Source organism: Nocardioides sp. GY 10127 (genome assembly GCF_004919085.1).
Taxonomy (GTDB): Bacteria; Actinomycetota; Actinomycetes; order Propionibacteriales; family Nocardioidaceae; genus Nocardioides.
In genome coordinates this window covers 56563-70424 of sequence record NZ_STGL01000002.1, presented here as the reverse complement: position 1 = coordinate 70424, position 13862 = coordinate 56563, and the positions used below count along the sequence as shown (strand labels likewise).

Below are 13862 nucleotides of genomic sequence, written 5' to 3'. Positions count from 1 at the left end.
CCTGTCCGACCCGCAGCCCGAGTCCGCCACGCAGCAGTCCCGCACGCCCGAGCAGCGTCCGAGCCGTCTCGTCGTCCTCGCCGGCCCCACCGCGGTCGGCAAGGGCACCGTGGCCGCCGCCGTGCGTGAGCAGCACCCCGACGTCTGGATCTCCGTCTCGGCGACGACGCGCAAGCCGCGTCCCGGCGAGGAGGACGGCGTGCACTACCACTTCGTCACCGAGGCGGAGTTCGACCGGATGGTCGAGTCCGGCGACATGCTGGAGTGGGCCGTCGTGCACAAGGTCGCCCGCTACGGCACGCCGCGTGGCCCCGTGGACGAGGCCCTGGCCGCCGGGAGGCCCGCCCTCCTGGAGATCGACCTCCAGGGCGCGCGCCAGGTCCGGCAGACGATGCCGGAGGCGCTCCAGGTCTTCCTCAAGCCTCCGTCGTGGGAGGAGCTGGTCCGCCGGCTCGTCGGCCGCGGCACTGAGAACGAGGAGGAGCGTGAGCGCAGACTGGCCACGGCGCGCGAGGAGCTCGCGGCCGAGCCGGAGTTCGACGTGACGATCGTGAACCACGAAGTTCATGACGCCGCCGACGACTTGGTAACCTTGATGATGGCCGACCCGCAGGTCCGGCCGTAGCGCCCACCCGGCGCACAGACCTGCTCCCCGAGAAGACTTGTGAGGCTCATCAGCGTGGCTGCCCCCAACATCGAGGCCGTGGGCGTGACGAACCCGTCCATCGACGACCTGCTCTCCAAGACGGACAGCAAGTACCAGCTCGTCCTCTACGGCGCCCAGCGCGCCCGGCAGATCAACGCCTACTACTCCCAGCTCGGCGAGGGCCTGCTGGAGTACGTGGGTCCGCTGGTCGAGACCCACGTCCAGGAGAAGCCCCTCTCGATCGCGCTCCGCGAGGTCAACGAGGACCTGCTGACCCTGGAGAAGGTCGACCCGGCGGAGCTGGCCGCCGAGCAGGCGGCCGCCGAGGCCGCGGCCGCCGACTTCACCGAGTGAGCTGGCGCGGGTGAGCACAACCCGCGCGTCCGATCCCGTCGCCGACGCCCCGACCCGTGTGGTCCTGGGCGTCGCCGGCGGGATCGCTGCGTACAAGGCCGCCGAGCTGCTGCGCCGGTTCACGGAGTCCGGGCACGACGTCACCGTCGTCCCGACCGCCGCCGCGCTGGAGTTCGTCGGGGCGCCCACCTGGGCGGCCCTCTCGGGCAAGCCCGTCCACACGCGGGTGTGGGACGACGTGCACGAGGTGCCGCACGTCCGGCTGGGTCGGGAGGCCGACCTGGTGGTGGTGGCGCCGGCGACCGCCGACTTCCTCGCCCGTGCCACCCACGGTCGCGCCGACGACCTGCTGACCTCCACGCTCCTCACCGCGCGCTGCCCGGTGGTGCTCGCCCCCGCGATGCACACCGAGATGTGGGAGCACCCCGCCACGGTGGCGAACGTCGCCACGCTGCGTGATCGCGGGGTCGTCGTGCTGGAGCCCGCCAGCGGCCGGCTCACCGGCGCCGACACCGGCAAGGGTCGGCTCCCCGACCCGTCCGAGATCTTCGAGGCGTGCCTCGACCTGCTCGCCCGCTCGGCCGCCGTGGACCCGGCCGACCTGTCCGGCCGGACGGACCTGGCCGGGCGGCACGTGGTGGTGAGCGCCGGCGGCACGCGGGAGCACCTCGACCCGGTCCGCTTCCTGGGCAACGCCTCCTCGGGCAAGCAGGGCTACGCGCTGGCCCGCGCGGCGGCCGCCCGCGGGGCTCGGGTCACGCTGGTGGCGGCGAACACCGCCCTCGCCGACCCCGCCGGGGTGGACGTCGTGCCCGTCGTGAGCACCGCCGACCTGCGCGACGCGGTGCTGACCGCGGCGAAGGAAGCCGACGCGGTGGTCATGGCCGCGGCGCCGGCCGACTTCCGGCCGCTGGCGCACTCGAGCACCAAGATCAAGAAGCGCGCGGACGGCACGGTGGACCCGGTCCACCTCGAGCAGAACCCGGACGTGCTGGCCACGCTCGCGCACGACCGCGCCCGCTCGGGCCAGGTCGTCGTGGGCTTCGCCGCGGAGACCGGCGACGAGACGGGCACCGTGCTCGAGCTCGGGCGGGCGAAGCTGGCCCGCAAGGGCTGCGACCTGCTCGTCGTCAACGACGTCGGCGGCGGCGCCGTCTTCGGCGCGGACGACAACGAGGCCGTGATCCTCGCGGCCGACGGCACCGAGGTGCTCGTGCCGCGGGCCGCCAAGCGTGTCCTGGCCCACGCCATCTGGGACCAGGTGTCGCTCCGGATGGACTCCTGAGCGCCGAGCACGGCGTCGCGGCCGCACCCGGGCGCGACGCACCGGTGAGACACCGTCGGTGGGGTGAGGCCCCGCTGGCTACCGTGGGCGGGCACGCCCCGTCGCACGCAGCAACCAGGAACGAGGACGCACAACGATGACCGGACGCCTGTTCACCTCCGAGTCGGTGACCGAGGGACACCCCGACAAGATCGCCGACCAGATCAGTGACGCTGTCCTGGACGAGATGCTGCGACAGGACCCCACGTCCCGCGTGGCGGTCGAGACCCTGCTCACCACCGGCCTCGTCGTCGTGGCGGGCGAGGTGACGACCAAGGGCTACGTCGACATCAAGTCGATCGTCCGCAAGACGATCCTCGACATCGGCTACGACCACTCCGACAAGGGCTTCGACGGCACCACCTGCGGCGTCATGGTCGCGATCGGTGGACAGTCCGGCGACATCGCGCAGGGCGTCGACAAGGCCCACGAGCACCGCACGTCCGCCTCGGTGGACGAGAAGGACCTGCAGGGCGCCGGCGACCAGGGGCTCATGTTCGGGTACGCCTGCGACGACACCCCGGAGCTCATGCCCCTGCCGATCAAGATCGCGCAGACGCTGGCGGAGCGGCTCTCGGCCGTGCGCAAGGACGGGACGCTCCCGTACCTGCGCCCCGACGGGAAGACCCAGGTCACCGTCGAGTACGACGACGCCGGCGTGGCCCGCCGGATCGACACCGTGGTGCTCTCCACCCAGCACGCCGAGGGCATCGACCTCGACACCCAGCTCCAGCCCGACATCGCCAAGCACGTGATCGCCCCGGTGCTCGAGCAGTTCGACATCGACTCCGACGGCTACCGCCTGCTGGTGAACCCCACCGGCAAGTTCGTCGTCGGCGGCCCCATGGGCGACGCGGGCCTCACCGGCCGCAAGATCATCGTCGACACCTACGGCGGCATGGCCCGCCACGGTGGCGGCGCCTTCTCGGGCAAGGACCCGTCGAAGGTCGACCGCTCGGCCGCCTACGCCATGCGCTGGGTCGCCAAGAACGTGGTGGCCGCCGGACTGGCGAAGCGCTGCGAGGTCCAGGTCGCCTACGCGATCGGCAAGGCCCAGCCGGTGGGCGTCTTCGTCGAGACCTTCGGCACCGGTGCCGTGCCGGACGAGAAGATCCAGGAGGCCGTGCTCGAGGTCTTCGACCTGCGCCCGGCGGCGATCATCGCCGACCTCGACCTGCTGCGCCCCATCTACGCCCGCACGGCCGCGTACGGCCACTTCGGCCGCGAGATCGCCGGGTTCAGCTGGGAGCGCACCGACCGCGCCGCCGCGCTGCGGCTCGCCGCCGGCATCTGAGCAGACGGCACCCACCTCGCCCCACCCACCGGGAGCGCGCCCTCGTCCAGGGTCGCGCTCCCGGTGAGATTCCTGTGAAAGATCTCGTCGCGAGCGCCCCGCGACCCTAGGCTCTCGCCGTGGTCGATCTCGCGCACCGACGTGCCTCCGTCCGGCGGCTGCGCCGCTCCCTGCTGGTCCTCGCGGTGGCCCTGCCGGGCGCGCTCGCGCCGACGCTGGTCACCGCGCCCGCTGCGGACGCTGTCGGCGTGGCCGGCACGTCCGCCCGCGGTTCGGACGACGGCGTCAGCGTGCGCCGGGAGGCCGGCCACGTCAGCGTGAACGTGGACGCCGACGCCCTCCTGCTCGCCGAGGACGTGGACGGCGACACGCAGGCCCGGTCGGCCGCCCGGGCCTACCTCGACGACTACCGGCCCACCGTCGCCACGCCGGACCTCGTGCCGTCCTCGGTCAGGGACGCCGTCTCCGGGGTCCAGGTCGTCCGCTTCGACCAGGAGGTCGACGGCGTGCCGGTCCTGGGCGGCGGCGCCGTGGTGCGCCTGCGCGAGGACGGCTCGCTCGCCTCCCTGGCCACGGACGTGTCCGCGGAGACGGGGCTCGCCACGGCCCGGGTCGGCGCCCGCGAGGCGCGCCGCACGGCCGTGGTGGCGGGCTCGCGGGGCGCGGCCGACGTCACGGCGGCCTCCAGCACCGGTCGGGTGCTGCTGGACCCGGCCGTCCTCGACCTCCCGCTGCCGTCCGCGCGGACCGCCGTGGCCGTGGAGGTCGACGGCACGGCCCGCGACGGGTCCACGCTGGCGCAGACGATCTACGTGGACGACGTGACCGGGGCAGTCCTGCTGCGGATCGACCGGTTCCCGAGCCTCAACCGGGTGGTGTGCGACAACGCGAACGGAGAGCTCACCGCCGAGCCGGTCTGCACGAGCGGGTTCGCCCGCACGGAGACGAGCGGTGCCTCCGGGGACGACCAGGTGGACACCGCGTTCGACCTCACCGGCGGCGTCGCGGGGTTCTACGACGAGGTGGGTGACCTCGACCTGACCAGCCTGCTCGGCCAGGAGACCGACGAGGGCACCGCGCTGGTCTCGGTGGTGCGCGCCTGCTTCTCGTCCCTCTGCCCGGGCGTCACCTATCAGAACGCCTACTGGTCCGGCTCGCAGATGGTCTACGGCGACGGCTACGAGTCGGCCGACGACGTCGTCGGGCACGAGATGACCCACGGCGTCGTCGAGCGGTACTCGAACCTCGTCTACTACGGCCAGTCCGGCGCCATCAACGAGTCGATGGCCGACGTGATGGGGGAGATCTTCGACCACCGCCACGCCTCGGCCGGGGACTCCGCCGACAGCTGGACGATGGGGGAGGACCTGCCCATCGGGGCGATCCGGGACATGTCCGACCCGACGATCTACGGCGACCCGGACTCGACGCAGAGCAGCGACTACGTGCTGGACGAGTACGACAGCGGCGGCGTCCACCTCAACAGCGGCGTGGGCAACAAGACCGCCTACCTGATCTCGCAGGGGGGCACCTTCCGCGGCCAGACGGTGACGGGCATCGACGGCAGCGACGCCGACCTCACCAAGACCGCGGTGCTCTACCTCGACGTGATCCAGTCCCTCAGCCCGGCGTCCGGCTTCTCCGCCCTCGGCGACCAGCTGGACCAGAGCTGCCAGGACCTCGTCGGCACCCACGGGTTCACCCTCGACGACTGCGTGGCCGTGCACTCCGCGACCCTCGCCACCGCCCTGGGCGAGGAGCCCGCGGGCGTGGACCCGGCCACCCACGTCGAGCCGGTGTGCACCTCCGGGACGAAGCGGGTGCTGCTGAACGCGGCCAAGGCCGCCGACCCGGGCAGCCTGCTCTCGGGGCAGCGGTGGCACTTCGGCACGGAGAGCACCTACGGCGTCCCCGCCGCCACCGGCCAGGACGCCTGGTACAACACCTCCACCGCCGCCGACGCGCGGTCGGCCCTCACGCTCTCCCGCACGGTCTCCCTGCCGTCCGGGCAGAAGTCCTACCTCTGGTTCCACCAGTGGTACGTGATGGACACCTACGACGACGGCTCCGGCGCCGACTACTACGACGTCGGGCTCGTGGACGTGGTGGCCAACGGCACCAGGAAGCGCGCGGACACCATGAGCTGGGTGAACGGGCCGGACGCCGTGCCGCACTCGAGCACCGGTCTCGGCGGGCGCGTCGCGTTCGGTGGCCACACCGAGGGCTGGGAGGCGAGTCGCCTCAACCTCACGAGCCTGGCGGGCAAGAAGGTGCGGCCGGTCTTCACGTACGCCACCGACTCGATCTACACCTACATCGGGTGGCTGCTCGACGACGTCACCGTCTACACCTGCGACGTCTTCCACTCGCCGCGGCCGAGGATCAGCGGCTCGCCGGTGGTGGGTCGCCGACTGACGGCCAAGGCGGGGGACTGGGGCGGCTCGACCGACCTCACCTACCGCTGGCGCCGGGACGGCCACGCGATCGCCGGCGCCACCGCCCGCACCTACCGGCCCGTCGGCAAGGACGTCGGGCACCGGCTCACCGTGCAGGTCCACGGCACCGACGGGACGGACGCGGCCACGCGGACGTCGGCAGCGACCGCCCGCGTGACCCGCTGACCCGCGGGGCGGGTCCGTCGGCGGGGACTGGTAGAACCGGCCGGGTGACCCCGCCCCCGCCGCCGCCCGCCGAGGAGCAGCCCGACCTGCTGCCCGGCCTCGCGGGCGTGCGTGCGGCCAAGGCCCGGGCCACCCGGGCGAGGAAGGCCGTGGAGGTCACGCCGGCTCCGACGCAGCCGGTGGCGCGCGTCCTGCTGGACCTCCAGCCCGCCCACCTCGACCGGGTCTTCGACTTCGCCGTGCCGGCCACGCTGGCCGACGCCGCGCGCCCGGGGGTCCGGGTCAAGGTCCGGTTCGCGGGGCAGGAGGCCGACGGCTTCCTCCTGGAGCGCGCCGACGAGAGCGACCACACCGGGCTGCTCCAGCCGCTGCGGCGGGTCGTGGGCAGCGAGGCGGTGCTGACGCCGGAGATCGCGGCGCTGGCGGGCGACGTCGCCGCCCGGTACGCCGGGACGCGCCCCGACGTCCTGCGCCTCGCGGTGCCCCCGCGGCACGCGACCGCGGAAGCCGAGGAGGCCGCCCGGCGCGCGGCGTCCCCGGTGCAGCCGCGGCCCCCTGCCGGCCCCGGACCCGCCGAGACCGCCTGGGCCGCCCATCCCCACGCGGCCGCCTGGCTGGGCCACCTCCGGGCCGGGGGCGCGCCCCGGGCGGTGTGGAACCCGCCGCCCGGCGCCGACTGGCCCCTCCTCCTGGCCCACGCCGCGCTCGCCGCCCCCGGCGGCGTCGTGGTCTGCGTCCCTGACGGGAAGGACGTGGCCAGGGTCGACGCCGCCCTGACCTCGCTCGCCCCGCCCGGTGCGCCCCAGCACGCCGTGCTGACGGCCGACCTCGGCCCGGCCGCCCGGTACCGCTCGTTCCTGCGACTGCTGCACGGCGAGGCCCGGATCGCGGTCGGCACGCGTGCCGCCGCCTTCGCGCCGGTGCCCGACCTCGCCCTCGTGGTCGTGTGGGACGACGGGGACGACCTGCTCTCCGAGCCACGTGCCCCGTACCCGCACGCGCGGGAGACGCTGCTGCTGCGCGCCGGTCGCGCGGGTGCGGCCGCCCTGGTCGGCGGCTTCGCCCGGACGGTGGAGGCGGACCACCTCCTGCGCACCGGCTGGGCGCACGAGCTGACCGCTGCGCGGGAGACGGTGCGGGCGGCCGCCCGGATCGAGGTGGCCGGGGCCAGCGAGATGGACCTGGTGAAGGACCCGCACGCGCGGACCTCCCGGCTGCCGCAGCAGGCCCTCCAGCTCCTGCGGGAGGGCCTGGAGTCGGGCCCCGTCCTCGTGCTCAACCCGCGGCAGGGCTACGTCGCGTCCCTGGCGTGCGAACGCTGCCGGACGCCGGCGCGGTGCCCTGCGTGCACGGGGCCGCTGCGGCTCACGGGGCCGACCACGCCGCCCGGCTGCGCCTGGTGCGGGACGGAGCAGCCCACCTGGTCCTGCCCCGAGTGCGGCGACCACGGCCTGCGCGCCCCCGTGCTCGGACAGGCGCGCACGGCCGAGGAGATCGGCCGCGCCCTGCCGCGCGCCCGGGTCCGCACGTCGGCGCGTGACCACGTGCTCACGACGGTGGACACTCGGCCGCAGGTCGTCGTCGCGACTCCCGGCGCGGAGCCGGTCGCCGAGGGCGGGTACGCCGCCGTCGTCCTCCTGGACGCGTGGGTGCTGCTGAGCCGGCCCGACCTCCGGACGGAGGAGGAGGCGCTGCGCCGCTGGGCGAACGCGGCCGGGCTGGTCCGGCCCGGCGGCCGGGTGCTCCTGGTGGCCGATCCCGCGCACGCCGCGTCGCAGGCGCTGGTGCGGTGGGACATGGGGGGCTTCGTGGCCCGCGAGGCCGCGTCGCGGGCCGAGGCGCACCTGCCGCCGGCCTCCCGGCTGGCCATCGTCGAGGGCACCGCCGGCGCCCTGGACGACGTGCTGGTCCTGCTGGACCCGCCGGAGGCGGCCGAGGTGCTCGGGCCGGTCCCCGTGGACCCGTCCGACCCCGAGAGCGGCCACCGGGTCGTCGTCCGGGTGCCCCGGGCGCAGGGGGCGGCGCTGTCGGCGGCGCTGGGGGAGGTGCAGCGGGTGCGGGCCGCCCGCAAGCTCGAGCCGGTGCGGCTCCAGGTGGACCCCTACTCGCTCTGATCCACGCCCGGACGCTCGCTCCGGGCCCCCGCCCGGGGCGGCGGAGTGGCCCCGGACGTCACCAGCCCCAGGCGCTCGCAGATCAGCGCCGCGGCCTGGTCCGCGGTCAGCGCCGAGGTGTCCAGGCGCAGGTGCGGCAGGTCGAGCGGGAGCGGGTGCTCGGCGTCCGTCGAGAGCCGGTGCCGCCGACCCGACTGCACCAGGTCCTGTCGCGCGAACTCCTGGTCGCGCTTGCTCGCCTTCGCCTCCAGCCGCTCCGCGGTGCCCTCGCGGGTCAGCCGCGTGGCCTCGTCCGCCCAGAGCTCCACCACGTCGACGCGGACGCCCGCGTCGACGGCGGGCGCGAGCATGGCACGCGCCACCTCGGCGTCCCCGGGGACGTCGAACGCCCACACGAACGTGAGCACGAGCCCCGGGAGGTCGGCGGCGACCGCCTCCTCGACCACGCGCCGGCGGATCTCGTCCTTGAGGCGGCCGAAGGCGGGCTCGTCCCAGCGGAAGGTCTCCAGCAGGGCCTCGATGGCGGCGTGGTTGTGGTGGAGCCGGTAGCCCGTGCGGGCGCAGAGCCGACGACCGACGCTCATCTTGCCGACGGCCTGCGGTCCGACGAGGAGGACGACGTGCACCGGCACACCGTCCCAGCCGCGGTCGGACCCTCGCCAGCCATTTCGGGCGCGACCGGCCCGCCCACCTAGGATCGGGGCATGTCCGTGCAGCCCATCCGCCTCTTCGGCGACCCGATCCTCCGCAAGCCCGCGGTCGAGGTCACGGACTTCGACAAGGAGCTGCGCAAGCTCGTCGAGGACCTCACCGACACCATGCTCGCCGCCCCCGGCGCGGGGCTCGCCGCCCCGCAGATCGGCGTCGGCCTGCGGGTCTTCACCTACAACGTGGAGGGCACCGTCGGGCACCTGGTCAACCCCAGCCTCGAGCTCTCCCCGGAGACCCAGGACGGCGTGGAGGGCTGCCTCTCGATCCCGGACATGACCTTCGAGTGCCTGCGCGCCCTGTCGGTGGTGGCCCGCGGGTTCGACATGCACGGGGAGCCGGTGACGATCCACGGGTCGGACTACCTGGCCCGGGCGATCCAGCACGAGACCGACCACCTCGACGGCGTCCTCTTCGTGGACCGCCTCGACGACGCGACGCGGAAGGCCGCGATGCGGGCGATCCGCGAGTCCGAGTGGTTCGGCCTCGGGGCGCCCACCGTGAAGGTCTCCCCGCACCCGACCCGTGGGCTGGGCCTCTGATGCGCGTCGTCTTCGCCGGCACCCCCGAGGTCGCCCTGCCCTCGCTCGAGGCCGTCGCGGGCTCGCGCCACGAGCTCGTCGGGGTCGTCACCCGGCCCGACGCTCCCGCCGGCCGTGGCCGCAGGCTCGTGGCCTCGCCGGTCGCCCAGCGGGCGGAGGAGCTGGGCGTCCCCGTGCTCAAGCCGGACCACCCGCGAGACCCCGCCTTCCAGGCGCAGCTGGCCGCGCTGGAGCCGGACGCCTGCCCGGTGGTGGCCTACGGCGCGCTCCTGCCGCAGTCGGCCCTCGACATCCCGGCCCACGGCTGGATCAACCTGCACTTCTCATGCCTGCCGAACTGGCGGGGCGCCGCCCCCGTCCAGCACTCGATCTGGGCGGGCGACGAGGTCACCGGCGCGACCACGTTCCGCATCGTCAAGGAGCTGGACGCCGGCCCCACGTTCGGCGTCATGACCGAGCGCATCCGGCCCCACGACACGGCCGGCGACCTGCTCGGCCGGCTCGCCGAGGGCGGGGCGCACCTGCTGGTGCAGACCCTCGACGCCCTCGAGGACGGCACGCTGTGGGCCCGGCAGCAGTCCGAGGACGGGATCACGCTCGCGCCCAAGATCCTGGTCGAGGACGCCCGGATCGACTGGTCCCAGCCGGCCGTCGCCCTCGACCGCCAGGTCCGCGCCTGCACGCCGTCCCCCGGCGCCTGGTCGCTGTTCGAGGGCGAGCGGATCAAGATCGGGCCCGTGACGCTCGAGCCCGCCGCCGCGGAGCGGCTCGCCCCCGGCGTCCTGGCCGTGGGCAAGAACCACGTCCTCGTGGGCACGGGCACCACCCCGGTCCGGCTGGGCGAGGTCAAGGCCTTCGGCAAGAAGCAGATGGCCGCCGCCGACTGGGCCCGGGGCGCCCGGATCGAGGCCGGCGTGCGTCTGGGTGACGACCCCACCGACGGGCGGGGCGAGCAGGCATGAGCATCGCGGGGGCGGGCGCCCGTGCGGCCGTGCCCGCGGACGTGGACGCGATCTGCGCCGAGCTGCCCGAGGCCACCCTGGGCGAGTCCTGGGGCGGGGTGCCGACCTGGCTCGTGCGGGGCAAGGGCTTCGTGCTGTACCGCGAGCCGCGGCACGACTGCACCGACCCGCTGACGGGCGAGCAGTGGGACGACGTCCTCGTGCTCAGCACCGCCACCCTCGAGGACGCCGCCTCGCTGGTCGAGGACCCCGGCACCCCGTTCTTCACCATCGAGCACTTCACGCGCGCCCGCTCCAAGCACGTCCTGCTGCGTCTGGCGCGCGTCGGCGAGCTCAGCCGCGACGAGCTCGCCGAGCATCTCACCGACGCCTGGCTCGCCCGGGCCCCCAAGACCCTCGCCCGCGGCTGGCGGCAGGGCATCGACCCCTCAGGAGGCGGCCGTGCCTGACCGACCCACCCGTCCGCGCCCCCGGGGCACCCGCCCCGGGCAGCGCCCCAGCGGCCCCCGGCCGCCGCGCACCGACCCGGCACGGCTCGCTGCCCACGAGGTCCTCACCGCCGTCCGGGCGCAGGACGCCTACACGAACCTGGTGCTGCCCGCCGTCCTGCGCAAGCACGGGCTGGAGGGGCGCGACGCCGCCTTCGTCACCGAGCTCGCCAGCGGCACGATCCGCCGCCAGGCGACCTACGACGCGGTCCTCGCGCGCTGCGCCTCCCGCGGGCTGCGGACGCTCGACCCGCCGGTGCTCGACGCGCTCCGGCTCGGCACCCACCAGCTGCTGTCGATGAGGGTCCCCGCCCACGCGGCGATCTCGACCACCGTCGACCTCGTGCGCGCGGTCGCCCACCAGGGCGCCGCCGGGTTCGCCAACGCGGTCCTGCGCAAGGCCGCCCAGCACGACCTCGACGGGTGGCTGGCCGAGCTGGCCCCCGACAGGGCGGGCGACCCCGTCGCCCACGACGCCCTGGTCCACTCCCACCCCGCCTGGGTGGTGGCCGAGCTCCGCAAGGCGCTCGCCGCGAGCCGGCCCGAGGACGACGTGGCCGACCTGCTCGCCGCCGACAACGTGGCCCCCGGCGTGACGCTCGTGGCGCGCCCCGGCCTGGCCACCCGCGAGGAGCTGCCGGGGGAGCCGACGACCTTCTCGCCCTTCGGCGTGCACCTGTCCGGCGGTGACCCGGGGGCAGTCGAGGCCGTGGCGCAGGGTCGCGCCGGCGTCCAGGACGAGGGCTCGCAGCTCGTCGCGCAGGCCCTGGCCAGTGCCGAGCTGGAGGGCCGCGACGGTCGCTGGGTGGACCTCTGCGCCGGCCCGGGCGGGAAGAGCGCGCTGCTCGCGGCGCTGGCGGCTCAGCGCGGGGCCGTCCTGGTGGCGCACGAGCGGCAGCCGCACCGCGCGGGCCTGGTGCGCCGCAACCTCACGCTGGCCGACGGGACGCCGGTGCCCGGCGCCGGTGCCGTGCTGGTCGGCGACGGCACGCGCCCGGCGTTCGCGCCCGGTTCGCTGGACCGGGTGCTCGTCGACGCCCCCTGCACCGGCCTGGGCGCGCTGCGGCGGCGTCCCGAGGCACGGTGGCGCCGGCGCGCCGAGGACCTCCTCGAGCTGGTGATGCTCCAGCAGCGGCTGCTCTCGGCGTCCCTGGGGCTCCTGCGCCCCGGCGGCGTCGCGCTCTACGCGACCTGCTCGCCCGTGCTCGCGGAGACGGCGGACGTGGTGGAGCGGACGCTGGCCCAGCACCGCGACGTCGCGCTGGTCGACCTGGCGCCGGCCTTCGCGCACGTGCCCGGCTCGTCGGGGCCGCTCCCGGGCACGGTGCAGCTGTGGCCGCACCGGCACGGGACCGACGCGATGTTCCTCGCGCTGCTGCGTCGCCAGGACTGAGCCCGGCCCGGTCTGCTCAGGCGTCGCCGAGCAGCGCCGCCCGGTCCTCGGCGTCCAGCGGCACGGGCGTGCCGTCGGTGACGAGGCGCGCGAAGCCGCCGTCGTTCGCCATCACCGTCAGCGTGTGGAGGCGCTCGGTGGCGCTGGTGTTGAGGATGCGGTGCTGGGAGCCCGGCTGGAGGACGAGGACGTCCCCGGGGCCGAGGTCGACCTCGTGCTCGTCGCTGAAGGCCCGCGCACTGCCGCGCAGGACCAGGAAGATCTCGGCGGAGTCGGCGTGCGAGTTGAGCGGCTGGGCGCCGCCGGGCTCCCAGACCTCCAGGAACACGCTGGTCGAGGAGCCCTGCTCGGGCCCGGCCAGCGCGGCGAGGCGCACGGTGTCGTCGGGGGAGATGAGGTGGGCGGTGAGGTCGTCGAGGTGACGGACGACGGGCGGCAGACCGCTCATGGAGGCTCCTGGTCGGTGCGGGAGGGGCTGCTCGACGCTGAGCGGGCGTGACGTCGGTGACGTCGACGGGGCGAGGGCCCCGCGGTGCCTGCCCGCGAGGGTATACAGGAGCGCGCCCGGCCCCTCCGGTCGCCCCCGGCCCGCCCCCTGCACGAAGGACGCCATGGACACCGCTGCCCCCGCCCACCTGCGGCGTAACGACTGGGGCCTGGCCCCCGGCCGGGTCGACCTGCGCCGGCCGGCCAACCCCGAGCGTCCCGCGAGCGTGGAGGCGCTGCCCGCCACGCTCACGCTCGACCTGGCGCGCACGGCCGTCCTGGTCGTCGACATGCAGAACGACTTCTGCCACCCCGACGGCTGGCTGGCCGGGATCGGCGTGGACGTGACGCCCGCCCGCGCCCCCATCCCGGTGCTGGCCGGCCTCCTGCCCGCGCTGCGGGGCGCGGGCGTGCCGGTGGTGTGGGTGAGCTGGGGCAACCGCCCCGACCAGGCCAACCTGCCGCCGAACGTGCGCCACGTCTACGACCCGGAGGGCACGGGCGTCGGGCTCGGCTCGACGGCCAACGCCGCCCGGTCGCCCGTCCTGGAGGCGGGCTCGTGGGCGGCGGCCGTGGTCGACGAGCTCACCGTCGAGCCGCAGGACGTGGTGGTCGACAAGTACCGGATGAGCGGCTTCGTCGACACACCGCTGGACTCCGTGCTGCGCACCCTGCGGGTCGACACCCTCCTGCTGGCGGGCGTCAACGTCGACCAGTGCGTCCTCGCCACGCTGGTCGACGGGGCCAACCTCGGCTACGACGTCGTCCTCGTCCAGGACGCGTCGGGCACCACCTCGCCGCAGTTCTGCACCGACGCCACGCTGTACAACGTCCGCCAGTGCTTCGGCTTCACCACGACGGCCGCGGCCCTCCTCGCCGCGCTCGGCCCCGCACACGCGCCCACGCCTCGGTCCGCGCCACTAGCCTGAC

General features: G+C 75.1%; 13 protein-coding genes. 11 read left to right on the top strand and 2 right to left on the bottom strand.

Annotated elements, in window-relative coordinates; genetic code table 11:
- Position 1: 1 nt before the first annotated feature.
- From gmk to E8D37_RS20500, 6 genes are all read left to right on the top strand, one after another.
- Complete coding sequence (gmk, locus tag E8D37_RS02100; protein ID WP_136568406.1) at positions 2 to 625, top strand: guanylate kinase; 624 nt, start codon at positions 2 to 4, stop codon at positions 623 to 625.
- Between the two features lie 54 nt (positions 626 to 679).
- Positions 680 to 1000, top strand: a complete 321-nt coding sequence (gene rpoZ, locus E8D37_RS02095; RefSeq protein WP_136568127.1) for a DNA-directed RNA polymerase subunit omega — start codon at positions 680 to 682, stop codon at positions 998 to 1000.
- A 10-nt stretch (positions 1001 to 1010) separates the two neighbouring features.
- The gene (gene coaBC / locus E8D37_RS02090; protein WP_240770138.1) at positions 1011 to 2285 is read left to right on the top strand and encodes a bifunctional phosphopantothenoylcysteine decarboxylase/phosphopantothenate--cysteine ligase CoaBC; all 1275 of its coding nucleotides are present in this window, start codon (positions 1011 to 1013) and stop codon (positions 2283 to 2285) included.
- Positions 2286 to 2421: 136 nt separating this feature from the next.
- Positions 2422 to 3618 (top strand): methionine adenosyltransferase, encoded by a 1197-nt coding sequence (gene metK, locus E8D37_RS02085; protein WP_136568126.1) that lies wholly within the window; start codon positions 2422 to 2424, stop codon positions 3616 to 3618.
- A 119-nt stretch (positions 3619 to 3737) separates the two neighbouring features.
- Entirely contained in the window at positions 3738 to 6239 is a 2502-nt protein-coding gene (locus E8D37_RS02080) for a M4 family metallopeptidase (RefSeq protein WP_136568125.1), read from the top strand.
- A 44-nt stretch (positions 6240 to 6283) separates the two neighbouring features.
- Positions 6284 to 8353: a primosome assembly protein PriA gene (locus E8D37_RS20500; RefSeq protein ID WP_136568124.1), complete on the top strand. Its 2070-nt coding sequence runs from the start codon at positions 6284 to 6286 to the stop codon at positions 8351 to 8353.
- On the opposite strand, the gene E8D37_RS02070 is transcribed toward E8D37_RS20500, so the two are convergent.
- Positions 8341 to 8979 carry a hypothetical protein gene (locus E8D37_RS02070; RefSeq protein WP_136568123.1) on the bottom strand — a complete coding sequence of 213 codons (639 nt, stop codon included), beginning with the start codon at positions 8977 to 8979 and terminating at the stop codon, positions 8341 to 8343. The genes E8D37_RS20500 and E8D37_RS02070 overlap by 13 nt on opposite strands.
- 78 nt (positions 8980 to 9057) lie before the next feature.
- Between E8D37_RS02070 and def the strand changes: the two genes are divergently transcribed.
- Genes def through E8D37_RS02050 form a run of 4 tightly spaced genes read left to right on the top strand, consistent with a single transcriptional unit; the run spans position 9058 to position 12446 of the window.
- The gene (def, locus tag E8D37_RS02065) at positions 9058 to 9603 is read left to right on the top strand and encodes a peptide deformylase (protein ID WP_136568122.1); all 546 of its coding nucleotides are present in this window, start codon (positions 9058 to 9060) and stop codon (positions 9601 to 9603) included.
- Entirely contained in the window at positions 9603 to 10565 is a 963-nt protein-coding gene (gene fmt / locus E8D37_RS02060; RefSeq protein ID WP_136568121.1) for a methionyl-tRNA formyltransferase, read from the top strand. Before def ends, fmt begins: the two co-directional genes overlap by 1 nt.
- Complete coding sequence (locus tag E8D37_RS02055; RefSeq protein ID WP_136568120.1) at positions 10562 to 11014, top strand: MmcQ/YjbR family DNA-binding protein; 453 nt, start codon at positions 10562 to 10564, stop codon at positions 11012 to 11014. Before fmt ends, E8D37_RS02055 begins: the two co-directional genes overlap by 4 nt.
- On the top strand, positions 11007 to 12446 hold the full coding sequence (locus E8D37_RS02050; RefSeq protein ID WP_136568119.1) for a transcription antitermination factor NusB: 1440 nt from the start codon (positions 11007 to 11009) through the stop codon (positions 12444 to 12446). Before E8D37_RS02055 ends, E8D37_RS02050 begins: the two co-directional genes overlap by 8 nt.
- A 16-nt stretch (positions 12447 to 12462) precedes the next feature.
- On the opposite strand, the gene E8D37_RS02045 is transcribed toward E8D37_RS02050, so the two are convergent.
- Positions 12463 to 12894, bottom strand: a complete 432-nt coding sequence (locus E8D37_RS02045; RefSeq protein WP_136568118.1) for a cupin domain-containing protein — start codon at positions 12892 to 12894, stop codon at positions 12463 to 12465.
- A gap of 163 nt (positions 12895 to 13057) precedes the next feature.
- Between E8D37_RS02045 and E8D37_RS02040 the strand changes: the two genes are divergently transcribed.
- Positions 13058 to 13861: an isochorismatase family cysteine hydrolase gene (locus tag E8D37_RS02040; RefSeq protein WP_136568117.1), complete on the top strand. Its 804-nt coding sequence runs from the start codon at positions 13058 to 13060 to the stop codon at positions 13859 to 13861.
- Position 13862 lies beyond the last annotated feature (1 nt).

Excerpts from the sequence above, each read along its gene's own strand:
- metK (WP_136568126.1), top strand. The coding sequence starts at position 2,422 with ATGACCGGACGCCTGTTCACCTCCGAGTCGGTGACCGAGGGACACCCC.
- def (WP_136568122.1), top strand. The coding sequence starts at position 9,058 with ATGTCCGTGCAGCCCATCCGCCTCTTCGGCGACCCGATCCTCCGCAAG.
- fmt (WP_136568121.1), top strand. The coding sequence starts at position 9,603 with ATGCGCGTCGTCTTCGCCGGCACCCCCGAGGTCGCCCTGCCCTCGCTC.
- E8D37_RS02055 (WP_136568120.1), top strand. The coding sequence starts at position 10,562 with ATGAGCATCGCGGGGGCGGGCGCCCGTGCGGCCGTGCCCGCGGACGTG.
- E8D37_RS02045 (WP_136568118.1), bottom strand. The coding sequence starts at position 12,894 with ATGAGCGGTCTGCCGCCCGTCGTCCGTCACCTCGACGACCTCACCGCC.
- E8D37_RS02040 (WP_136568117.1), top strand. The coding sequence starts at position 13,058 with ATGGACACCGCTGCCCCCGCCCACCTGCGGCGTAACGACTGGGGCCTG.